The sequence below is a fragment of the Streptococcus sp. F0441 genome, from assembly GCF_000314775.2.
In the GTDB taxonomy this organism is placed as follows: Bacteria; Bacillota; Bacilli; order Lactobacillales; family Streptococcaceae; genus Streptococcus.
Map to the genome: position 1 here is coordinate 870,471 of NZ_KB373321.1, position 20,831 is coordinate 891,301.

At 40.7% G+C, this 20,831-nt stretch carries 24 protein-coding genes, 1 tRNA gene and 1 pseudogene; 14 read left to right on the top strand and 12 right to left on the bottom strand.

What is annotated here, in order from left to right; translation table 11 throughout:
* Positions 1–106: 106 nt before the first annotated feature.
* The 5 genes from pyrR (at position 107) to HMPREF9188_RS04130 (ending at position 7,632) form a co-directional block, all read left to right on the top strand.
* Positions 107–628, top strand: coding sequence for a bifunctional pyr operon transcriptional regulator/uracil phosphoribosyltransferase PyrR (pyrR, locus tag HMPREF9188_RS04110; RefSeq protein WP_000850018.1), 522 nt, complete (start codon positions 107–109; stop codon positions 626–628).
* An 18-nt stretch (positions 629–646) separates the two neighbouring features.
* Positions 647–1,570, top strand: a complete 924-nt coding sequence (locus HMPREF9188_RS04115; protein ID WP_009729987.1) for an aspartate carbamoyltransferase catalytic subunit — start codon at positions 647–649, stop codon at positions 1,568–1,570.
* 49 nt (positions 1,571–1,619) lie between these two features.
* Entirely contained in the window at positions 1,620–2,699 is a 1,080-nt protein-coding gene (locus HMPREF9188_RS04120) for a carbamoyl phosphate synthase small subunit (protein WP_000166848.1), read from the top strand.
* Positions 2,700–2,900: 201 nt separating this feature from the next.
* Positions 2,901–6,077, top strand: a complete 3,177-nt coding sequence (gene carB, locus HMPREF9188_RS04125) for a carbamoyl-phosphate synthase large subunit (RefSeq protein WP_001126422.1) — start codon at positions 2,901–2,903, stop codon at positions 6,075–6,077.
* Positions 6,078–6,297: 220 nt separating this feature from the next.
* The gene (locus HMPREF9188_RS04130; RefSeq protein WP_000100447.1) at positions 6,298–7,632 is read left to right on the top strand and encodes an Nramp family divalent metal transporter; all 1,335 of its coding nucleotides are present in this window, start codon (positions 6,298–6,300) and stop codon (positions 7,630–7,632) included.
* Positions 7,633–7,754: 122 nt separating this feature from the next.
* On the opposite strand, the gene HMPREF9188_RS04135 is transcribed toward HMPREF9188_RS04130, so the two are convergent.
* Positions 7,755–7,997, bottom strand: a complete 243-nt coding sequence (locus HMPREF9188_RS04135) for a type B 50S ribosomal protein L31 (protein WP_000710762.1) — start codon at positions 7,995–7,997, stop codon at positions 7,755–7,757.
* 95 nt (positions 7,998–8,092) lie between these two features.
* Entirely contained in the window at positions 8,093–9,028 is a 936-nt protein-coding gene (locus tag HMPREF9188_RS04140; protein WP_009729988.1) for a DHH family phosphoesterase, read from the bottom strand.
* 103 nt (positions 9,029–9,131) lie between these two features.
* Here HMPREF9188_RS04140 and HMPREF9188_RS04145 point away from each other — a divergent pair, with 103 nt between their 5' ends.
* The 6 genes from HMPREF9188_RS04145 to HMPREF9188_RS04170 all read left to right on the top strand — a co-directional run bounded on the left by HMPREF9188_RS04145 (position 9,132) and on the right by HMPREF9188_RS04170 (position 11,234).
* Positions 9,132–9,575 carry a flavodoxin gene (locus tag HMPREF9188_RS04145; protein ID WP_001162125.1) on the top strand — a complete coding sequence of 148 codons (444 nt, stop codon included), beginning with the start codon at positions 9,132–9,134 and terminating at the stop codon, positions 9,573–9,575.
* A gap of 118 nt (positions 9,576–9,693) precedes the next feature.
* On the top strand, positions 9,694–9,960 hold the full coding sequence (locus HMPREF9188_RS04150; RefSeq protein WP_009729989.1) for a chorismate mutase: 267 nt from the start codon (positions 9,694–9,696) through the stop codon (positions 9,958–9,960).
* A complete protein-coding gene (gene crcB, locus HMPREF9188_RS04155) occupies positions 9,957–10,331 on the top strand; it encodes a fluoride efflux transporter CrcB (protein WP_009729990.1) in 375 nt (124 codons plus the stop codon). Before HMPREF9188_RS04150 ends, crcB (HMPREF9188_RS04155) begins: the two co-directional genes overlap by 4 nt.
* Entirely contained in the window at positions 10,325–10,654 is a 330-nt protein-coding gene (gene crcB, locus HMPREF9188_RS04160; RefSeq protein WP_009729991.1) for a fluoride efflux transporter CrcB, read from the top strand. The genes crcB (HMPREF9188_RS04155) and crcB (HMPREF9188_RS04160) overlap by 7 nt, the downstream gene beginning before the upstream one ends.
* A 118-nt stretch (positions 10,655–10,772) precedes the next feature.
* Positions 10,773–11,120, top strand: coding sequence for a 50S ribosomal protein L19 (gene rplS / locus HMPREF9188_RS04165; RefSeq protein WP_001068669.1), 348 nt, complete (start codon positions 10,773–10,775; stop codon positions 11,118–11,120).
* A gap of 42 nt (positions 11,121–11,162) precedes the next feature.
* A tRNA-Arg gene (locus HMPREF9188_RS04170) sits at positions 11,163–11,234 on the top strand.
* 36 nt (positions 11,235–11,270) lie between these two features.
* Here the strand turns inward: HMPREF9188_RS04170 and HMPREF9188_RS04175 are convergent.
* The 4 genes and pseudogenes from HMPREF9188_RS04175 to HMPREF9188_RS04195 all read right to left on the bottom strand — a co-directional run bounded on the left by HMPREF9188_RS04175 (position 11,271) and on the right by HMPREF9188_RS04195 (position 14,221).
* Positions 11,271–12,116, bottom strand: coding sequence for a site-specific integrase (locus HMPREF9188_RS04175; protein WP_009729992.1), 846 nt, complete (start codon positions 12,114–12,116; stop codon positions 11,271–11,273).
* A gap of 456 nt (positions 12,117–12,572) precedes the next feature.
* Positions 12,573–13,466, bottom strand: a complete 894-nt coding sequence (locus HMPREF9188_RS04185; protein ID WP_009729993.1) for a type II toxin-antitoxin system PemK/MazF family toxin — start codon at positions 13,464–13,466, stop codon at positions 12,573–12,575.
* 17 nt (positions 13,467–13,483) lie between these two features.
* Positions 13,484–13,866: pseudogene (locus tag HMPREF9188_RS04190) on the bottom strand (ImmA/IrrE family metallo-endopeptidase).
* Entirely contained in the window at positions 13,850–14,221 is a 372-nt protein-coding gene (locus tag HMPREF9188_RS04195) for a helix-turn-helix domain-containing protein (protein ID WP_033588899.1), read from the bottom strand. The pseudogene HMPREF9188_RS04190 and the gene HMPREF9188_RS04195 overlap by 17 nt, the downstream one beginning before the upstream one ends.
* A gap of 285 nt (positions 14,222–14,506) precedes the next feature.
* On the opposite strand from HMPREF9188_RS04195, the gene HMPREF9188_RS10480 reads away from it, so the two are divergent.
* Positions 14,507–14,668, top strand: a complete 162-nt coding sequence (locus HMPREF9188_RS10480; protein ID WP_009729996.1) for a hypothetical protein — start codon at positions 14,507–14,509, stop codon at positions 14,666–14,668.
* Here the strand turns inward: HMPREF9188_RS10480 and HMPREF9188_RS04200 are convergent.
* Positions 14,663–15,088, bottom strand: coding sequence for a hypothetical protein (locus HMPREF9188_RS04200; protein WP_009729997.1), 426 nt, complete (start codon positions 15,086–15,088; stop codon positions 14,663–14,665). The genes HMPREF9188_RS10480 and HMPREF9188_RS04200 overlap by 6 nt on opposite strands.
* 197 nt (positions 15,089–15,285) lie before the next feature.
* On the bottom strand, positions 15,286–15,453 hold the full coding sequence (locus HMPREF9188_RS10020; RefSeq protein ID WP_009729999.1) for a YjzC family protein: 168 nt from the start codon (positions 15,451–15,453) through the stop codon (positions 15,286–15,288).
* A gap of 151 nt (positions 15,454–15,604) precedes the next feature.
* Here HMPREF9188_RS10020 and HMPREF9188_RS10580 point away from each other — a divergent pair, with 151 nt between their 5' ends.
* Positions 15,605–16,000: a helix-turn-helix domain-containing protein gene (locus HMPREF9188_RS10580; protein ID WP_009730000.1), complete on the top strand. Its 396-nt coding sequence runs from the start codon at positions 15,605–15,607 to the stop codon at positions 15,998–16,000.
* 125 nt (positions 16,001–16,125) lie between these two features.
* Here HMPREF9188_RS10580 and yidA read toward each other — a convergent pair whose 3' ends face one another.
* Both yidA and HMPREF9188_RS04220 read right to left on the bottom strand, forming a co-directional pair.
* Positions 16,126–16,932 carry a sugar-phosphatase gene (gene yidA, locus HMPREF9188_RS04215; RefSeq protein WP_009730001.1) on the bottom strand — a complete coding sequence of 269 codons (807 nt, stop codon included), beginning with the start codon at positions 16,930–16,932 and terminating at the stop codon, positions 16,126–16,128.
* A gap of 9 nt (positions 16,933–16,941) precedes the next feature.
* A complete protein-coding gene (locus HMPREF9188_RS04220) occupies positions 16,942–18,249 on the bottom strand; it encodes an HD domain-containing protein (RefSeq protein WP_009730002.1) in 1,308 nt (435 codons plus the stop codon).
* 70 nt (positions 18,250–18,319) lie between these two features.
* Here HMPREF9188_RS04220 and HMPREF9188_RS04225 point away from each other — a divergent pair, with 70 nt between their 5' ends.
* Positions 18,320–18,697: a DUF1934 domain-containing protein gene (locus HMPREF9188_RS04225; protein ID WP_009730003.1), complete on the top strand. Its 378-nt coding sequence runs from the start codon at positions 18,320–18,322 to the stop codon at positions 18,695–18,697.
* A 24-nt stretch (positions 18,698–18,721) separates the two neighbouring features.
* On the opposite strand, the gene HMPREF9188_RS04230 is transcribed toward HMPREF9188_RS04225, so the two are convergent.
* On the bottom strand, positions 18,722–19,804 hold the full coding sequence (locus HMPREF9188_RS04230) for a DEAD/DEAH box helicase (RefSeq protein ID WP_009730004.1): 1,083 nt from the start codon (positions 19,802–19,804) through the stop codon (positions 18,722–18,724).
* Positions 19,801–20,778 (bottom strand): Gfo/Idh/MocA family protein, encoded by a 978-nt coding sequence (locus HMPREF9188_RS04235; protein ID WP_009730005.1) that lies wholly within the window; start codon positions 20,776–20,778, stop codon positions 19,801–19,803. Before HMPREF9188_RS04235 ends, HMPREF9188_RS04230 begins: the two co-directional genes overlap by 4 nt.
* Positions 20,779–20,831: the final 53 nt, after the last annotated feature.

The window sequence follows — 20,831 nt, forward strand, 5'->3', positions numbered from 1 at the left end:
GCGATAAAGTAGAAGGGTGAAGTCTATACTGTTTACAGTTGGGCTCGCTTGACTATACATTTCAAGTCTCCTTGCAGAAGGAGACTTTTCTTTTTGGAGGTTTGTCATGAAGACAAAAGAAGTTGTAGACGAATTGACTGTCAAACGAGCGATTACGCGAATTACTTATGAAATTATCGAGCGCAATAAAGATTTGAATAAGATTATCCTAGCTGGGATAAAAACGCGTGGTGTTTTCATCGCTCATCGTATCAAAGAACGCTTGGAGCAGTTGGAAAATATCACTGTTCCTGTTGTGGAATTGGACACCAAACCTTTCCGTGATGATGTTAAAAGCGGAGAAGATACTTCTTTGATTTCTGTTGATGTGACAGACCGTGAAGTTATCTTGGTGGATGATGTGCTTTATACAGGTCGTACCATCCGTGCTGCTATCGATAACATTGTCGGACATGGTCGTCCTGCGCGCGTGAGTCTTGCGGTGCTAGTAGATCGTGGACATAGAGAATTGCCAATCCGTCCAGATTACGTTGGGAAAAATATCCCAACCAGTCGTTCTGAAGAAATCATCGTAGAGATGACAGAACTTGATGGCCAAGACAGAGTTCTGATTACTGAAGAAGCTTAGAAAGCTGAAGGAGTAGCCATGTCAGAAAATCAACAAGCATTGAACCATGTGGTTTCCATGGAAGACCTCACTGTTGATCAAGTGATGAAATTGATCAAACGAGGGATTGAGTTTAAAAACGGAGCCCAGCTTCCTTATGAAGACCATCCGATTGTTTCCAATCTTTTCTTTGAGGATTCTACACGGACGCATAAATCCTTTGAAGTGGCAGAGATTAAGCTAGGGCTGGAGCGACTGGACTTTGATGTGAAGACCAGCTCAGTAAACAAGGGTGAGACACTGTATGACACAATCCTAACCTTGTCTGCGCTTGGTGTAGATGTCTGCGTGATTCGCCACCCAGAGGTCGATTATTACAAAGAATTGATTGCAAGTCCAACCATTACGACTTCCATTATCAATGGTGGAGATGGTTCAGGTCAACACCCTAGTCAGAGCCTGCTTGATTTGATGACCATTTATGAGGAATTTGGTCACTTTGAGGGTCTCAAGGTTGCTATTGCAGGTGACTTGGATCATTCACGTGTTGCCAAATCCAATATGCAAATTTTGAAACGCTTGGGTGCTGAACTTTTCTTTGCAGGACCTGAGGAATGGAGAAGTCAAGAGTTTGCGGACTATGGACAGTTTGTAACTATTGATGAGATTGTTGATCAGGTGGATGTTTTGATGTTACTCCGCGTTCAACATGAACGCCATGATAGTGGTGCAGTCTTTTCAAAAGAAGACTACCATGCCCAACATGGTTTGACTCAAGAACGTTATGATCGTTTGAAAGAAACAGCAATCATTATGCATCCGGCTCCAGTCAATCGGGATGTGGAAATTGCTGACCACTTGGTTGAAGCACCAAAATCACGGATTGTCCAACAAATGACCAATGGAGTCTTTGTTCGAATGGCAATCTTAGAATCCGTACTGGCGAGTAGAAACGCCAACTAAAACACAGGACGTTAAAAGACGCCAGTGAGCGTCCACGAGAGGTGAAAATATGACAAAAAGACTTCTAGTATTAGAAGATGGCACAGTTTTTGAAGGCAAGGCCTTCGGAGCAGATATTGATGTAACAGGCGAAATCGTCTTTAACACAGGTATGACCGGCTACCAAGAGTCCATTACAGACCAGTCTTATAATGGACAAATCTTGACCTTTACTTATCCTTTGGTGGGAAATTATGGAATTAATCGTGATGATTACGAGTCCATTATTCCGACTTGTAAGGGAGTTGTCGTTTTTGAAGAAGCACGTCGAGCTAGCAACTGGCGCAACCAAATGACCTTGGATGAATTTTTGAAAGCCAAGAAAATTCCAGGGATTTCAGGAATTGATACGCGTGCACTTACCAAGATTATTCGTAAGCACGGTACTATGCGTGCAACCTTGACTCATGTTGGAGACAGTATGGACCATGTGACTGACCAGCTTCAAGCAACAGTCCTGCCGACAGACAATATCAAGCAGGTTTCTACTAAAACATCATATCCAGCTCCTGGAGTTGGTTTGAGCGTGGTGCTAGTGGATTTTGGTCTTAAGCACTCAATCCTACGTGAACTTTCCAAACGCAACTGTAACGTGACGGTTGTTCCTTATTCAACAACGGCAGAAGAAATTCTCCACCTAAATCCTGATGGAGTTATGTTGTCAAATGGTCCAGGTAACCCAGAAGATGTTCCAGAAGCACTGGACATGATTCGTGGTGTGCAAGGGAAAATTCCAATTTTCGGTATTTGTATGGGGCACCAACTTTTTGCTATGGCAAACGGGGCTAAGACTTACAAGATGAAATTTGGTCACCGCGGATTTAACCACGCGGTACGTGAGATTGCTACAGGACGCGTAGACTTTACCAGCCAAAACCATGGTTATGCAGTTAGCCGTGAGGACTTGCCAGAGCACTTGATTATTACTCACGAAGAAATCAATGATAAGTCAGTTGAAGGTGTACGTCACAGATACCAACCAGGTTTTTCTGTACAATTCCACCCAGATGCTGCTCCTGGTCCACACGACGCAAGCTACCTATTTGACGAATTTATCGAGATGATGGAAGCCTTTAAACAATCAAACTAAGAACGAGTAAAATCTCGTCGGAGAATTTATTTAATGGCAACCAGAGAGTTGCCGAATAGAAAGGAGAAGGGTGGTCCGTATTTGCTGAACTGAATACGGGCTACGGACGGCGCTAAAAAGATAGTTATTCCTAGAACTGATAGTTCTTCGTCATAACTCCTATTTTAGCTTTGTCCGCTTGACGCCCTTAATATCTTAAAAATGCCTAAACGTACTGATATTCAAAAAATTATGGTGATTGGTTCTGGTCCGATTATTATTGGTCAGGCTGCTGAGTTTGACTACGCTGGGACCCAGGCCTGCTTGTCTTTGAAAGAAGAAGGTTATGAAGTTGTCTTGGTAAACTCAAACCCTGCAACCATCATGACGGACAAGGAGATTGCGGACAAGGTCTACATCGAACCGATTACACTGGAGTTTGTGACACGTATTCTCCGTAAGGAACGCCCAGATGCTTTGCTTCCAACTCTTGGTGGTCAAACAGGGCTCAATATGGCCATGGAATTATCTAAAAACGGTATTCTAGATGAGCTTGGTGTCGAACTTCTGGGTACTAAATTATCGGCCATCGACCAAGCTGAGGACCGTGACCTCTTTAAACAATTGATGGAAGAGCTTGAGCAACCCATCCCTGAATCTGAAATTGTCAACACAGTAGAAGAAGCAGTTGCCTTTGCAGCGACAATTGGATACCCAGTCATTGTCCGTCCAGCCTTTACCCTAGGTGGTACTGGTGGTGGTATGTGTGCCAACGAGGAAGAACTACGTGAAATCGCTGAAAATGGGTTGAAATTGTCACCTGTTACCCAATGTTTGATTGAACGTTCAATCGCAGGTTTCAAAGAAATCGAGTACGAAGTCATGCGCGATTCAGCTGACAATGCCCTCGTTGTTTGTAACATGGAAAACTTTGACCCAGTGGGGATTCACACAGGGGATTCCATCGTATTCGCCCCTGCGCAAACCATGTCAGACTATGAAAACCAAATGCTACGTGACGCGAGCTTGAGCATTATCCGCGCTCTCAAGATTGAAGGTGGGTGTAACGTTCAGCTGGCCCTTGACCCCCATAGCTTCAAGTACTATGTTATCGAAGTAAACCCTCGTGTATCGCGTTCGTCAGCCCTTGCTTCTAAGGCGACGGGTTACCCAATCGCCAAATTGGCTGCCAAGATTGCGGTAGGGTTGACCTTGGATGAAGTGATTAACCCAGTTACAGGTTCAACCTATGCCATGTTTGAACCAGCCCTTGACTACGTAGTTGCCAAGATTCCACGTTTCCCATTCGACAAATTTGAAAAGGGTGAACGTCGTCTTGGTACCCAGATGAAGGCAACTGGGGAAGTTATGGCAATTGGTCGTAACATCGAGGAATCACTTCTTAAAGCTTGTCGTTCCCTTGAAATTGGGGTGCACCACAATGAAATGCCAGAGCTTTCATCTGTATCAGATGATGCCTTGATTGAAAAAGTTGTTAAGGCTCAAGATGACCGTCTCTTCTACGTATCAGAAGCTATTCGCCGTGGTTACACACCAGAAGAAATTGCTGAATTGACCAAGATTGATATCTTCTATTTGGATAAACTCTTGCATATCTTTGAAATCGAGCAAGAATTGGGTGCCCATCCACAAGATCTAGAAGTTTTGAAAACAGCTAAACTAAATGGCTTCTCAGATCGTAAGATTGCTGAACTATGGAAAACAACAGCTGACCAAGTTCGTCAACTTCGCTTGGAAAACAAGATTGTCCCAGTCTACAAGATGGTCGATACCTGTGCGGCAGAGTTCGACTCTGAAACACCATACTTCTATTCAACCTATGGCTGGGAAAATGAGTCTATCAAGTCTGATAAGGAATCTGTACTTGTCCTAGGTTCAGGTCCAATCCGGATCGGACAAGGGGTTGAGTTTGACTACGCAACAGTTCACTCTGTTAAGGCGATTCAGGCTGCTGGTTATGAAGCCATCATCATGAACTCAAACCCAGAGACCGTTTCTACGGACTTCTCTGTATCTGATAAGCTCTACTTTGAACCATTAACATTCGAAGATGTTATGAATGTCATTGATCTTGAGCAACCAAAAGGCGTTATCGTTCAGTTCGGTGGTCAAACAGCCATCAACCTTGCGGAGCCTTTGGCAAAAGCAGGTGTAACAATTCTGGGAACGCAAGTCGCTGACTTGGACCGAGCTGAAGACCGTGACCTCTTTGAACAAGCCCTTAAAGACTTGGATATTCCACAACCACCAGGACAAACAGCAACCAATGAAGAAGAAGCAGTACTTGCAGCTCGCAAGATTGGCTTCCCAGTCCTCGTTCGTCCATCTTATGTCTTGGGTGGACGCGCCATGGAAATCGTGGAAAACGAAGAAGATCTTCGTTCTTATATGCGTACAGCGGTTAAGGCTAGTCCTGACCATCCTGTCCTTGTAGATTCTTATATCGTTGGGCAAGAGTGTGAAGTTGATGCCATTTCAGACGGTGAAAATGTCCTTATTCCTGGTATCATGGAGCATATCGAACGTGCCGGTGTCCACTCAGGTGACTCAATGGCCGTTTACCCACCACAAACCTTGTCTCAAAAGGTGCAGGAAACCATCGCAGACTATACCAAACGCCTAGCAATCGGTCTTAATTGTCTTGGGATGATGAACATCCAGTTTGTTATCAAGGACGAAAAAGTCTATGTTATTGAGGTCAATCCACGTGCCAGCCGTACGGTGCCATTCCTTTCTAAGGTAACTAATATTCCTATGGCTCAGGTAGCGACTAAGCTCATTCTTGGTCAAAGTCTTGAAGAACTTGGCTACCAAGATGGCCTTTATCCAGAAAGCACTCGCGTTCATATCAAGGCGCCTGTCTTCTCTTTTACGAAACTAGCTAAGGTAGACAGCTTACTAGGTCCTGAAATGAAGTCAACAGGTGAAGTTATGGGTTCTGATACGACTCTTGAAAAAGCTTTGTACAAGGCTTTTGAAGCTTCTTATCTTCACTTGCCAACCTTTGGAAATGTGGTCTTTACCATCGCTGATGATGCCAAAGAAGAGGCCTTGGACTTGGCTCGTCGTTTCCAAAATATCGGTTATGGTATCCTCGCAACAGAGGGGACAGCAACCTTCTTTGCCAGTCATGGACTCGAAGCCCAACCTGTTGGTAAGATTGGTGACGATGAACAGGATATCCCAAGCTATGTCCGTAAAGGAAAAATCCAAGCGATCATCAATACTGTCGGAACCAAACGAACTGCTGACGAAGATGGTGAGCAAATCCGCCGTTCAGCCATTGAACACGGTGTGCCACTCTTTACAGCCCTAGATACTGCTAATGCCATGCTTAAGGTGCTAGAAAGTCGTAGTTTTGTCACAGAAGCGATCTAGTTGAGAAAGAATTTTCACAGTTTTAAAGCCAGCGTCAAAAAACGCTGGCTTTTACAATACTGATATTGCCTATTTCAACTATCATTTCTTTTATTAGGAATCATTCTAAAATGTGATATAATAAGGGTGAATTGGAAATAGGTAAACTATTTTCATCATTCTTTCAAAAAATATTCTATTAAGAAATATGTAAAGACAGATTAGAAAGTGGGAAATCCCTATGTCCTCTTATGAAAAAGTCTCTCTTTCTGAGATCAATCAATCTATTGAGACTCCAAATAACAATCATTTTTGGCAAAATCTAAAAGCATTCTTAGGACCTGGTGCACTTGTGGCAGTTGGCTACATGGATCCTGGAAATTGGATCACCAGTGTGGTTGGTGGTGCCTCCTACAAGTACAGCCTTTTATTTGTTATTTTAATTTCATCCATCATTGCTATGCAGCTACAACAGATGGCTGGAAAGCTCGGTATCGTGACTAAGATGGACCTAGCGCAGGCCACAGCTCATCATGCTCCCAAGTGGCTTCGCTATAGTTTGTGGGTGATTTTAGAATTAGCTTTAATGGCGACAGACTTGGCTGAGGTTCTAGGTTCAGCGATTGCCTTAAATCTTTTGTTTAAAATACCGATTATGATTGCTATCCTCTTAACCGTTTTAGATGTGTTTCTTTTGTTGTTGTTGATGAAATTTGGTTTCAAAAAAATTGAATCTATTGTTACGACCCTTATTTTAACCATATTAGCCATCTTTACCTATCTTGTGGCCTTATCCAATCCAAGTATCCAGGGGATCATTGGTGGTTATTTGCCAACTTCAACTTTATTTGAAACACCGTTACCGGGTCATGAAAGTCAATTGACCTTGGCTCTAGGGATTGTAGGAGCGACAGTCATGCCCCATAATCTCTATCTCCATTCCTCTCTATCCCAAACAAGGAAAATCAATCACAAAGATAAGAAGGATGTTCGAAAAGCAGTTCGCTTTATGACCTGGGATTCAAATCTTCAGTTGTCCCTAGCCTTTATTGTCAATTCCTTACTTCTCATTTTAGGTGCCTCCCTCTTTTTTGGTCATGCATCTGAAATTTCAGCTTTCTCCCAAATGTACAATGCTTTACAGGATTCGACAATAGCAGGAGCGATAGCCAGCTCAACCTTGTCAACTTTATTTGCTCTAGCCCTCTTAGCAAGTGGTCAAAATTCGACCATTACAGGCACTTTGACAGGACAGATTGTCATGGAAGGTTTCTTACATCTAAGATTGCCTCAGTGGCTTATCCGTATCGGTACCCGTATTTTTGCCTTGCTACCTGTGATTATAGTCGCCGTTTTATTTGGGTATCAAGAAAAAACCTTGGATCAGTTATTGGTCTATTCACAGGTCTTTCTTTCAATCGCTCTTCCGTTTTCAATTTTCCCCTTGATTTATCTAACCTCTAAAAAGTCACTGATGGGAGAATTCACCAATGCCAAGTGGAACACAATCCTAGGTTACGCAGTTTCCATTATCTTAACCATTCTCAATATCAAACTTCTTTTTGATATTTTTTAAACTTGTTCAAATTAGTTTTCGGTACTAGCTTGAAGCTTGATATTGAGATAATAGCAGTGGTTGGTTCATAAAAACATAAAAAGAAGTAAAAAAAAGAACAGTAGTAACTGTTCTTTTTATGATTATTTGAGACCGTATTTTTTGTTGAAACGATCCACGCGTCCATCTGCTTGAGTGAACTTTTGACGTCCAGTGTAGAATGGGTGTGAGTCTGATGAAATTTCCACACGGATCAATGGGTAAGTTTCGCCTTCAAACTCAACAGTTTCGTTAGAGCGTTTAGTTGAACCGCTAAGGAATTTGTAACCAGTAGTTGTGTCCATGAAGACAACTGGGCGATATTCTGGATGGATATCTTTTTTCATTTTGCAATATTTCCTTTCTGCCATGGTCTCTTTGCGAGCCATAGATTGTTACCTTACTAGTCTATCAGATTCTGATAAGTTTGGCAAGTATTTTATCAGTTTTTAAGCAAGTTTTTTAATTTTTGGTAGATGATTTCGTTTTCTTCTAGACTATAGGAATTGGCGCCACTAGCTAATGGATGTCCTCCTCCGTCGTGTTCTTTGGCAATTTCATTGATAGGGGTAATTTTACTGCGCATACGCACGCGGAAGTGGCCATCAGCTTGTTCAACAAAAATAGCCCAAGCCTTAACGGTATCAATTCGACCAGGTGATCCAACAATCGCTGCTGTTTCAGCATCCGTAATCTTATATTTTTCCAAGATGTCTTGAGTAAGCAGAACGCGTGCAGCCCCGTTTTCATCAACTTCTAAATGATCATAGACAAAGCCTTGCAGTTTTGCAATCTTGAAGCTCATGGTATCCATTTGACGAGACAATCCAGCAAAGTCAAAATCAATTTCTCGGAGCTGGCCAGCTATTCTAAAGGTACGGGCACTAGTTGACGGGTAGAGAAAACGCCCTGTGTCCCCGACAATTCCTGCATAGAGAAGTCGTGCTGCTTCGCTAGACAAAGCCAACTGATTTTCTTGAGCAAATAGGGCAATCATCTCACTGGCACTGCTTGAACTTGTATCCACCCAAGATAGGTCACCATAAATATCATCATTTGGATGGTGATCGATTTTGATGGTGAAAGCAGCTTGTTCGTATCGTTTATCATCGATACGAGGACGATTCGCTGTATCACAAATAATAGCAAGAGCTCCTTTGTAGTCACTGTCTTGAACAGTATCCATTTCCGCCATCCAAGTTAGAGTGGGTTCGTTAAAACCGACTGCTTTGATGGTCTTTTCTGGAAAATGGTGAGTGAGAAGAGCTTTCAAACCTACCTGACTCCCTAAGGCATCAGGATCTGGTTTCATATGACGATGAATGATAATGGTATCGTATTCTTTGATTTTCTCTAATATTTGCTGGCAAATTTCCATAAATAACCTCAATTCTTTCTCATTTCATTGTAGCACAAGAATTTTTATTTTTAAAATGAAAAAGATATGATATAATGGAGAAAGATAAATTGAGGAGGACGTTATGGCATTAGCAAAAATTGTATTTGCCAGTATGACCGGTAATACCGAAGAAATTGCAGATATTGTAGCAGACAAATTACGTGACTTGGGCTTGGATGTCGATGTGGATGAATGTACGACTGTTGACGCTTCAGACTTCTTGGAAGCGGATATCGCAATCGTTGCGACTTACACTTACGGAGATGGAGAATTGCCAGATGAGATGATGGACTTCTACGAAGACCTAGCTGATCTCAACTTGAATGGCAAAATCTACGGAGTCGTTGGTTCAGGTGACACCTTCTATGACGAATTCTGTAAGGCTGTCGATGATTTTGATCGCGTTTTTGTAGCGACAGGAGCGGAAAAAGGTTCAGAGTGTGTTAAAGTGGACCTCTCTGCCGAAGAAGAAGACATCGAACGCTTGGAACAATTCGCAGAAGAATTGGCTGCAAAAGTAGGATAAGAAGCAAACTGCGCTGGCTGGAAGAAGTCAGTGTAGTTTTTTTATTAGTTATTTTGGGATTTTACTAGCCTATTTGGTGGCTTTTTGATACAATAATTCAAATAAAGGAGGAGACACTATGGATTTAGATAGTATTCGGCAAGAAATTGATCAAATCGATGACCAAATTGTTAAGCTCTTGGAAAAACGCATGCAGTTGGTTGAGGGTGTAGTTGCCTATAAGAAAGCATCAGGAAAACCTATTTTAGACACCAAGCGAGAAGAAGTCATTTTTGAAAAGGTAAGAGGTCGTGTAACCAATAAGAATTACCAAGAAACCATTGTTGCGACTTTTTCAGATATTCTCAAACGTTCGCGTGATTATCAGGAACAAAATATCAAATGAAAAAAGAACAATTCTATCCGCTATGGATTTTTTTAGCTGCTATGTTGGGTGGCCTTGTCCGCTATTTTCTATCTAGTCACTTGCCAGCCAGTCCTGACTTTCCATGGGGAACCCTCCTTGTCAATTATCTGGGAATTTTCTGTTTGGTCTATCTGGTAAAAGGCTATCTGGTCTATAAGGGAAGCAGTAAAGGTTTGGTTTTGGCGCTGGGTACAGGCTTTTGCGGTGGTTTAACAACCTTTTCTAGTCTGCTCTTGGATGCTGTGAAATTGCTCGATACCGAGCGTTATCTTAGTTTAGGCATCTACCTACTTTTGAGTATTGGCGGAGGCCTGCTCTTGGCTTATTATCTAGGGAGGAAGAAATGGTAATCGTCTATCTTGCAATCGCCTGCGGCTTCGGAGCCCTAGTGCGGTATTTCTTTTCTCGATACAATCAAGCTTCTAAATTTCCCCTAGGAACTCTCATAGCCAATCTTCTCGGCTGTTTTTTGATTGGCTTTCTCTACAACCATGTGGAGTCCAAGGAAGTCTATGCTATCCTAGCGACAGGTTTCTGTGGTGGGTTAACGACCTTTTCAACTCTGAATGACGAGCTACAAAGACTGTTAACTGACAAGAAGGTACTTTATAGCTATTTACTCTTAACTTACATAGGCGGTTTTCTAGCGATTTTTTTAGGAATTCTGCTATAAATTTCTTTACTTTTAGGTGGAAATTTGGTAAACTGTATCTTGTGTGTAATGGACGCACGAAAATACAGTTTATCCGCTGAGGAAGGTTCCTCAAGATTGACAAAGATAGGAGAATAAAATGAATCCATTAATCCAAAGCTTGACTGAAGGTCAACTTCGTACAGATATCCCATCATTCCGTCCTGGTGACACTGTTCGTGTACACGCGAAAGTTGTCGAAGGTAACCGTGAACGTATCCAGATTTTTGAAGGTGTTGTTATCGCACGTAAAGGTGCTGGCATCTCAGAAAACTACACAGTTCGTAAAATCTCTAACGGTGTAGGTGTTGAGCGTATCTTCCCAATCCACACTCCACGTGTTGAAAAAATCGAAGTTGTTCGTTACGGTAAAGTACGTCGTGCGAAATTGTACTACTTGCGTGCACTTCAAGGTAAGGCAGCTCGTATCAAAGAAATCCGTCGTTAATTCGACTAAAAAACTCTGCTTACCCAGCAGGGTTTTTATCTAGCTCCCTTAGTTCAATGGATATAACAACTCCCTCCTAAGGAGTAGTTGCAGGTTCGATTCCTGCAGGGGGCATAGAAACTATTGATTTTACTGGGCATTTGCGGTGTTTCACCCCAAATTCGCCCCTAAATTTGCGAATATCTCTCTTACTTCCGAGTTACTTGCCTCTTCTAGTTCTTTTAATTGATGAGCATAGACTTCGATAGTGATGTTCATATTCTCATGACCAAGAATTTTCGAAATAGAAAGCAATTCGACACGTTGAGAAATTAGAAAAGAAGCATAAGTATGTCTAAGAGAATGAGCATGGATATTTCTACCAACAATTCTTCTTAGTGTTTTGTTGACTGCATTGTTTGATATGTTAGAGAAGATACGATTTTCTTTGTTATGGATCCAATGTTCTTTCTGGTAGATTTTTAGTAATTTAAGTGTTTCATCGTCAAGTGGTATCTTTCGGATACTGCTTTTTGTTTTTGTAGCACTAAAATCAAGATTAGTCTTATAATTCCATGTTTTATCTACGGCAAGTAGTTTGTTGTCATGATCTACATTATCCCAGGTAAGTCCCAGACACTCAGCAAAACGCATGCCAGTGACTGCAATGAGGTATATTACTGCATATGATTGAACGTCCATCTTATTCTTTGATACGGCTATAACATTTTTGTATTCATCCACTTCTAGGAGTTTTGTTTCTTTCTCTACGCCTCTGTGTTGAGAAACAGCTTTAGCAAAGGTGGTGAAATCCTTTTGAATGACTTCTTCGTGAACTGCCATAGCGATGCATTGCTTGATATGAATATTCAATCTTTCAACTGTTGCTTGAGAATGCGTTTCAGCAAATGTATTTAAGGCTTTCTGGTAGATTAAATTGGTTATGTTTTTAAGTTTCGCCCCAGGTAACAATTTTTCAATGTTGCGACTAGTGACTTGATAAACTTGCCAAGTCACGGGAGAAATATTAGGTTTCTTATGAACGGTTGCCCATTGTTTAAAGTAGTCGTAAAGAGTAATGTCGTCTGAAACATGAGAGGAGAGTAGTAGTTCTTTCTCTCGCTCAGCTTCTGCAATCTGGGTAGCTTTTTTGTTAGGAAGCCTCCCTTCTCAGCTTTTTTATATTTTCCATTTTCTCTTTTTCTGTATGATGCCATTTGATTTTTACCTCATTTCTTGTTAAAATGGGTATAGTAAAGAGGGCCATTTAATGCCTTTTACTATAGAGGATATCCTCACACTCAAAATTTGGTGATGGCGAGTGTGGGGATTTTTAATAAACTAAAAGCCCTACTCATAAGAGCAGGGCTAGAATTGTCCTCTTGGGACAGTATCATATATTTTGTCGTCAAGCGACCTTATGACCCTATTCTAACCCTAATTTTAAGAAAAGTCAATAAAAATACTCGAATTTTAAAAAATATTTTTCAGCGCCTCATCTATTTTGTTCATAGTATCATCAGAAAGCACAATACCATTCAAAATTGAATTGTTATTTTTGGGATCATAGAGCCTCATTTTACTAATTGTCGTAACCTGATTCAATAGAACGATGCTATCTTTGTTCATATTTTGTGTTTTTAGAATAAATTTATTAGCATACTCCAGTTTCTCCTTGAGTTCTGCAAGTAAAATTGCATTTTCTTTTGCTTCCTGTCGTATTTTATCTGCCTGTTCACTTGCGAAGTTTATATTTTTATTGATAGTTAGTATTTGCTCAATAGAAGAATCGTCTATATCAGAACTCGGTATATTTTTAAGTATTTCAAAAGTTTTTTTATTATCTTCGATTAACGATTCAACCATTGCAACTTTTTCTTGCAATTCATCATCTTTTTTTGAAAAACGATCATACAATTCAGTTAATTCTGTAATTTTTCGATTTGCCTCATTTTTCAATAGCTGAAACACTTCGTCGCCAATTAGAAATTGAAAATATTTCAAATTAGATATATCAGTTGTTTCTTTTACAGATGTTAAAGGTAATACATGAAGAAGATGGTTTGAACGTGCATCTGTTTTATTCAGAACTATCGCATAATGAAGGCCTCCATATTCTCTACCAACATTAAAACCAAAATCAGCATAAACGATACTTCCTCTTTTTAAAGCCTGAATACTTCGCGAATTAAAACCTTGTTCTATCTTTAAGTATTTTACCCAATTCTCTATCCACTGCGCTATTTTATCAGATCGTTTATTCCCTTCATCGTCCATTCTATGAAGGAGATGAAGATAATCCTCTAGTTCTTGTATTATCGTGGCAGTGTAGACAGCTATTTCTTCGTTTGTTCTATTACTTCCCATAATTTTTTCCTTCCTCATTAACTACCAGTTAGTCGATAAAACTCTTTCTGAATCATATCTTCGCCCCAGGTTGTTGAGATTTTGTGTCTTTCGGCAAATTGGAGCCAGTTAAAGTCGGACACTTCATACTGTGCGAGTTCTTCAGAGATGAGATGGCGAATCATGAAGCGGTCTGCTTCGTTCTCATATTTGTATAGCAGCCGTTTGTAATTGGCTGGGTCGTGGTTTATGTGTCCTAATTCGTGCAGGATGACCTTTTCTCTTTCTTCTAGGGTAAATCTCCATTGACATAAATAACGCGCTCATCGGGGAAATAGAAGCCTCTACGCTCCCACATGGTTTCTGGGAAGAGGTAGAGTGTGACCTGGTATTCGTCTAAGAGTTCATTTATTTTCAATATCCGACACCCCCAGAGAGAGTTTAATGATCTTCGCAATCTTGTCTACATCCTCGTCTGATAGTGGTTTTCCATCAAAGAGAACTACACGTTCGCGAAGATTTGACAAATCAACTACACGGCCGTCTGCGGTAGTGACAAGATCGCTTGAGATGGCAGGATTATCCGTCCGACCGAGTAGATAATCAGTGGACACGTTGAAGTAGTCGGCTATTTGTTGCAATCTGTCTGATTTTGGATTTGCTTTCTTGATTCCATACAAAGAATTTCTACTAATACCAAGTTTATCTTCTAAGTCATTTAAAGAAATTCGATGCTTATCTGCTAAATCTTTAATTCTTTCAAATGCTGTAGTCATTGATTTAATAACCTTTCTAAGCATTACGAAAAAAATATTTTAAGGTTAATCGTATAATTGGCAATTTTTAAGACTAGTATTAAAATGGTATTCGTAAGCTAAAGAGTTAGCGAAACAGACAACTAAAAAAATAAAGACCTAAAAAACCGATTGCCGTCCGTTTTGAATAGGTAAACCTTACTTTTTAGTAGGTCTTTTCTCTATATTTTTATTTTAAGACTAGTTTTAAATAAAGTCAAGAGATTAGCTAACTTTTTAGATAATATTTTAAAAAGGAGGTCAGAGATGGATGTATTAGTATGGTTTTATTTCACTATCATTATCAACGTAGTCATAGGTTTTGCTACATACTATGCCAGCAAAAGAGATAGAAAAAAGCGCATCAACGAGTATAAAAAAACACAAGATGATGAGCTTGAAAAAACTAGAAATAAATTTAATTTATGATTTCTTAGATGTCTTTTGAACAAATTTCTGCTTTAGGTTTTGATTGTGACTACTTGCTTTATCAGCTATTTTTAAAGCCTTGTCCAAATCAACCTCGCCTGCTAAAACTTTGTAGGCAAGATCATTCAGCTTCATAGCCTTGTCGGTTTCGGCATCGAGTTGAGACACTTTCTCAAGTTCTTGCAACCGTAATTCATGAGCTTGCTTGACTTTTTCAAGCTCCAAGGCATGTTGTTGTTTGAGAGTATCTATCTGATAATGAAATTCTTTTTCAAGTTTTTCTACGATATGTGAATGTTCTTTAGCTTGTTTTTCAATCTCAGCTTTATTGTTAGCTTTTGATGCGATATATGACCATAACCCTGAAATTATTGCAAGAATGACACTAATTACAGGTTGAATAATAACTTGATATTCCATAAGATTTCTCCAATCATTTTATTATTTTTATTATACCAAATTTAGAAAGGAATAAATATGATACATCATTACATAACTCATTATGCAAGCAATGGGAAAGATTACGCTGAAGCATGGATTCAAATCAATATTTTTGGAATGTGCTTTTGTCTATGGAAAAAGCGTACAACCATTGAACGATTGTACGCAAACGAAGACTAGACTTTTTTCCAGCCATTGCCTTTAGCTGATGTCGGAGGGAGCCGATCACCTTTTCCGATAGTTGCGGTATGACCATTAGTGACTTTTCCACCTCGAGGCCCTACCTCTACATAGTAACCAGGCTTCTGATTATCTGTTCCAGGTTTTATTGGAGTCTTTGACATAAGACTGCTCCTTTCTATTGAAATTTTGACTAAAACGGTGAGAGATCTTAGTCAAGATATATTATATACTAAAAAACGATGTTTGTCAATATATTGTGTAAATAACAGGAAGAGACCCAAAACAAACACAATATATAGTGTAATTGTATATATGGGCATAAAAAGTAAAAAAATAAAGCTAGATAAGGAGGAAACGGCTAAGCTTTTGGAAAAAATATCTGAAAAACTTTCAGAACGAAATTGGACAGTTTATAAACTTTGCTTAAAAGCAGGTATCGGACCTGCTGGAATCTATCGTTTAAGAGATGGAGAGGTGAAAGATTTATATTTTGACACGGTAATAGAAGTAGACATGTTAGATTTAGACGAATTGAAAAAGGTCAGAGCCCTCATTCATGAGTTGAGTGCCATTGGGACTATGGTTACGATGAGAGATTCGACTGGTATTATCACCTTAGAATTTTTAAATAATATTATTTCTACCTTCGAAGAGATTGCGGCTGAAAGAGAAGAATTAGATGCTCTGATGTTTGAGGGGGAAGAGTGATTTGTTTTGCAAGTTTCTAAAGGTAACTCGTTTGTGACGAATTCAATATTCAAAAAGAACACCCCATAAGTTAGAGTTTTATCTCTAACTTATGGGGTGTGGTTCATTTTTTAAGCTTAAGCATTTTACAATACCCATGCACGGATAGCATGGGCTACGCCAGATTCGTCATTCGATTTGGTGATGTATTTGGCGATTTTTTTGAGTTCTGGATTTCCATTTTCCATGACAACAGGATTACCAACGACTTCCAGCATGGCACGATCATTTTCCTCGTCACCAATCGCCATGGTTTCATTTGTGGTCAATCCGAGTTTTTCAGCTAGGTGAGTGATTGCTGAACCCTTGTCTACATTCTTTTTAAGGAGTTCAAGGTAGAAAGGAGCAGATTTGTTGATGGAGTAGCGTTCGTAAAATTCTGCTGGTATCTTTTCAATCGCAGCATCGAGAATTTCTGGTTCATCGATAAACATACATTTGACAATTTCCTTGCCAGCCATTTCTTCAGGAGTACGGTAGAAGATGGGCATGCTGACGAGGGTTGATTCGTGCACCGTGTATTTTCCGATATTACGATTGGCTGTGTAGATACCGTCCTTGGTAATAGCGTGCATGTGGACACCGAGCTTGCGACTGAGAAATTCCATATCCAGATAATCCTCATAAGTCAAGGATTCGCTGATAATCTCATGTCCAGTAGCAGTTTCTTGGACAAGGCCACCGTTGAAGGTTACTACATAGTCACCCTCGTCTCTCAACTTTAAGTCGTCCAGAAGTTTGGCAACACCTGCAATGGGACGACCCGTTGCAATCACGACTTTGACACCAGCTTCTTTGGCGCCTTGGATGGCAGAAAAGACTTCAGGAGTGATTTCCTTTTTACTGTTGACTAAGGTACCATCAATATCGACGGCGATTAGTTTAATACTCATATAGTTCCTCTATTCGTTCTTATTTGGGGTAAAATGATCGTTCTCAATCAAGTGTAAAAATTGCTGGGTGATACTTGCGAAGATGCTGTTTTGATCTAACATTTCTTTTGGGAAATAGAAACGATTATCTCCGTGGCGGCTGCCAGCAAGGGATTGGACGATAGGAGATAGGCTAGAGAGTTCTGCCAGTTCCCCATTTTTTTGTAAAATTTCAATCTGAGTCCGTGGATTTTCAGATTCGGGACGATAGATATCATAAGGGAGGTCAAAGTTCTTATGAATAGCAGTGTAGTAGTCTGGATCAAAGCCGATGTCTTCAACTAGTTGTCTCATGCTTGCGAGTTGGTCTTGGTCTTCTTGTGAAAAGGTGATGGATTTAAAGACCTTGCGGTTGACAAAGCGTTGTGACAAGTCAGCGAGAATCTTGTCAGGACAGGTCATCCAGAGCTGGAAGTAGGTATTCATCACGCCATCATCAAGAGCAAGATAGTCAGCGAGAGTGACTTTCTTCTCGAAAAAAGGGAGGAGATGTGGAGAAGTTCGTGAAAAGAAGTCCTTGTCCTCAGGATAGAGTTCTTTGGCGCGCTTGAGAAGATTCTGTAGGAGAACTTCCATAGCCCGAGTTGCTGGGTGGAAATAAACCTGCATATACATCTGATAGCGACTGAGGACATAGTCTTCGATAGCGTGCATGCCGTTGCGCTGAAAGGCGATGCCATTTTCGACAGGACGAATGACTCGGAGGATCCGTGTCAGGTCAAATTCCCCATAAGATGCTCCTGTAAAATAGGAATCGCGCAAGAGATAGTCCATGCGGTCTGCATCAATCTGACTGGAAATGAGCTGTACGACCTGCTTGTTAGGATAGGTATGGTCGATGACACTGGCTACTTTTTCTGGAAAATCTGGCGCTACTTGAAGCAGGACTTGGTGAATCTCTGTCTCAGGACTTTGGATAATTTCCTGAGTAATGGCCTCATGATCTGTATCAAAGAGATGTTCAAAGGTATGTGAATAGGCACCGTGCCCGAGGTCATGTAGGAGAGCAGCGGTCATGGTCAAGAGAGACTCAGCAGGATCCCATTCTTCAGGATATTTTTCTTCAAAAATCTCCGTGATACGACGTGCAATCTCATAGACCCCCAAACAGTGGGAAAAGCGGCTGTGCTCCCCACCGTGGAAGGTATAACTGGAAGTTCCCAGTTGCTTGATACGGCGCAAACGCTGAAATTCTTTTGTATTAATCAAGTCATAGATGATTTGATTATTGACATGGATATAGTTGTGAACTGGGTCACGGAATACTTTTTCGTTCATATGACCATTATAGCAAAATCCTGCTCTTTTTGGTAAAATAGTAGGACAAGAGACAGAAAGAGGATTTGATGTGAAGATTCGGATGCGAAATACGATTCAGTTCGATGAACAGTTGGAAGTCATTGATCAACTCTATGACGTGGAAGTGCGTGAAAAAGGAGATTATGGCTATTTACTCTTTTATAATGAGGAAAAGGAGAAAGTGGTTCTCAAGTTTCATCAAGAAGAACTGGTGATGACCCGTTTCTCGAGTCCCAAGACCATCATGCGTTTTCTAAAGGATAGTGATAGTTTGGCCTATATTCCTACTCCAATGGGGATGCAGGAGTTTATCATTCAAACGAATCGTTATCAAGTGGATGGACAAAAGATTTATTTAGACTATCAACTACAGAATCAAGAGGGATACCCCTTTGCCAGCTATCAATTAGAAATTACTTGGGGATAAGAAAAAGGTTGGCGAATGCCAACCTTATTTGATATAGAGTTCTTGATTTTTTAGGACAATTTCTCGTACACTTGCAAACTTCTTGAGTTTTTTAAGTTCTTCAGGATGGGTTACGAGAGTGATAACATAGCCCTCTTTGCCCATGCGACCCGTACGGCCAGAGCGGTGAGTGTAAGTTTCGATATCTCTAGGAATATCAAAGTTTACGACACATTCTAGACTATCGATATCAATTCCACGAGCTAGAAGGTCAGTTGCAAGGAGCAGGGTTAGTTGCTTATCTTTAAACTTTTCTAAGATGACTTTTCGAAATTTAACATTGACATCGCTAGCGAGGGAAACGGCCAAGACATCGCGATACTGTAGTTTTTCCTCTGCACTTCCAAGATCTGATAGGCTATTAAAGAAAACTAGTCCGCGGAAATCCTCTACATGAGCCAATTTTCGAAGCATGTCCACTCGGTGACGTTGGTCTACCTGCATGTAGAAGTGTTGAATGTTGTCCAACTTTTGGTCAGAAAGGTCGATGGTGCGCGTGTTTGGAGCAATCTTCTCTTGGTCAAACTTAGTCGTCGCACTCATGTAGATGAGTTGGTGGTCACGAGGTGCGTAGTGAGTGATTTTCTCGACAAAGTGAATCTGAGAATCATCGAGCAATTGGTCAAATTCATCTAGAATGATGGTTTCGACATTCATCATCTTGATTTTTTTCAATTTAATCAACTCAAAGATACGGCCAGGAGTTCCAATTAGAATTTCTGGTCCTTTTTTGAGGCGTTCAATCTGACGTTTCTGACTTGAACCTGATAAGAAGAGCTGAGCAGTCAAACCGATAGCTTCTGCCCACGCTTTACATACATCAAAAATCTGTCCAGCCAGTTCTGTATTTGGTGCTAGTATCAAGAGTTGCTGGGCTTTTTTCTTTTGCAGTTTGAGAATACTTGGCAGGAGGTAAGCGAGGGTCTTACCAGTTCCTGTTGGGCTCACTCCTAGGAGGTTTTCTCCAGCAAGAATAGGTTCAAATAGTTGGGTTTGAATAGGCGTGAATTCTTGGAAACCGAGCTGGTCACTCAATTTCTGCCATTCAGTGGGTAGTTTGGTTTTCATTTTTTTGCCTCAAATCTAATGCCAGCAGTCTGGCGCATGGTATAGAGTAAATCATGAACAGAGCCTGCATCATCCAGCCAAGTCTGGTAGAGCGTCTGATCTGGTTGTTGGATCATCTGTGCAAATGCAGCGACTTCCTCAGTCATCGTATGAGGAGCCTGTTGGATAGGGAGTTGAGCTTGATTTCCTTGGTTGTCGGTAAAAATAGCTGAGCGGATATGCTCAATCGTGTTGAGGGTCAAGGTTCCATCTGCTGTGTAAATCTCGCAAGGAAGATTGGAAGTGATGTTTTTTCCAGCCTTAATGTGGATTTGAAATTCTGGGTAGAAGAGGATACCATCACCATTTAGGTCAATGCTATTGTCAAGCTGTTGAGCTTGATAAGTCGCGTCTTGAGCCTTTCCAAAGAGGCGAATAGCAGCATAGAGAGGATAAATCCCCAGGTCCATAAGGGCTCCACCAGCAAAACGGTCTGAAAAGACATTTGGCGTCTGTCCAGCCAACAAGTCCGGCATCTTGGAAGAATACTTGGCATAGTTGAAATCTGCTCCCAACACTTGCTTGTCTGCCAAAAAATTCTTGATAGTGGTAAAAGCTTCCTCGTGGTAATTACGAGCTGCCTCAAAGATAAAACAGTGTTTTTTCTCAGCTGTTTGTTTCAAATCTAGCCATTCTTGTGGCTGAGTGATAGCTGGCTTTTCAAGAATGACGTGCTTACCCGCAGACAGGGCAGCTTGTGCCTGAGCAAAATGCAAGGAGTTTGGACTGGCGATATAGACTACATCAAAGAAAGACTTAAAGAAGTCTTCTAATTGATCAAAGAGTTGGATATCTTGATAACGAGAAGCAAAGGTTGCGGCAGTTTCTCGTTTTCTAGAATAGACTGCGACCAGCTGGTATTCTCCGCTAGCATGGGCTGCTTCTATGAAATGATGGCTGATAGCCCCTGTTCCGATGACACCTAATTTAAGCATAGATACTCCTTTTCCGACTTCAAATCCTTCCTTCATTATAACATAGAAAAGAA

Coding starts and splice junctions, on each gene's coding strand:
- pyrR (WP_000850018.1), top strand. CDS start 107: ATGAAGACAAAAGAAGTTGTAGACGAATTGACTGTCAAACGAGCGATT.
- HMPREF9188_RS04115 (WP_009729987.1), top strand. CDS start 647: ATGTCAGAAAATCAACAAGCATTGAACCATGTGGTTTCCATGGAAGAC.
- HMPREF9188_RS04120 (WP_000166848.1), top strand. CDS start 1,620: ATGACAAAAAGACTTCTAGTATTAGAAGATGGCACAGTTTTTGAAGGC.
- carB (WP_001126422.1), top strand. CDS start 2,901: ATGCCTAAACGTACTGATATTCAAAAAATTATGGTGATTGGTTCTGGT.
- HMPREF9188_RS04130 (WP_000100447.1), top strand. CDS start 6,298: ATGTCCTCTTATGAAAAAGTCTCTCTTTCTGAGATCAATCAATCTATT.
- HMPREF9188_RS04135 (WP_000710762.1), bottom strand. CDS start 7,997: ATGAAAAAAGATATCCATCCAGAATATCGCCCAGTTGTCTTCATGGAC.
- HMPREF9188_RS04140 (WP_009729988.1), bottom strand. CDS start 9,028: ATGGAAATTTGCCAGCAAATATTAGAGAAAATCAAAGAATACGATACC.
- HMPREF9188_RS04145 (WP_001162125.1), top strand. CDS start 9,132: ATGGCATTAGCAAAAATTGTATTTGCCAGTATGACCGGTAATACCGAA.
- HMPREF9188_RS04150 (WP_009729989.1), top strand. CDS start 9,694: ATGGATTTAGATAGTATTCGGCAAGAAATTGATCAAATCGATGACCAA.
- crcB (WP_009729990.1), top strand. CDS start 9,957: ATGAAAAAAGAACAATTCTATCCGCTATGGATTTTTTTAGCTGCTATG.
- crcB (WP_009729991.1), top strand. CDS start 10,325: ATGGTAATCGTCTATCTTGCAATCGCCTGCGGCTTCGGAGCCCTAGTG.
- rplS (WP_001068669.1), top strand. CDS start 10,773: ATGAATCCATTAATCCAAAGCTTGACTGAAGGTCAACTTCGTACAGAT.
- HMPREF9188_RS04185 (WP_009729993.1), bottom strand. CDS start 13,466: ATGGGAAGTAATAGAACAAACGAAGAAATAGCTGTCTACACTGCCACG.
- HMPREF9188_RS04195 (WP_033588899.1), bottom strand. CDS start 14,221: ATGACTACAGCATTTGAAAGAATTAAAGATTTAGCAGATAAGCATCGA.
- HMPREF9188_RS10480 (WP_009729996.1), top strand. CDS start 14,507: ATGGATGTATTAGTATGGTTTTATTTCACTATCATTATCAACGTAGTC.
- HMPREF9188_RS04200 (WP_009729997.1), bottom strand. CDS start 15,088: ATGGAATATCAAGTTATTATTCAACCTGTAATTAGTGTCATTCTTGCA.
- HMPREF9188_RS10020 (WP_009729999.1), bottom strand. CDS start 15,453: ATGTCAAAGACTCCAATAAAACCTGGAACAGATAATCAGAAGCCTGGT.
- HMPREF9188_RS10580 (WP_009730000.1), top strand. CDS start 15,605: ATGGGCATAAAAAGTAAAAAAATAAAGCTAGATAAGGAGGAAACGGCT.
- yidA (WP_009730001.1), bottom strand. CDS start 16,932: ATGAGTATTAAACTAATCGCCGTCGATATTGATGGTACCTTAGTCAAC.
- HMPREF9188_RS04220 (WP_009730002.1), bottom strand. CDS start 18,249: ATGAACGAAAAAGTATTCCGTGACCCAGTTCACAACTATATCCATGTC.
- HMPREF9188_RS04230 (WP_009730004.1), bottom strand. CDS start 19,804: ATGAAAACCAAACTACCCACTGAATGGCAGAAATTGAGTGACCAGCTC.
- HMPREF9188_RS04235 (WP_009730005.1), bottom strand. CDS start 20,778: ATGCTTAAATTAGGTGTCATCGGAACAGGGGCTATCAGCCATCATTTC.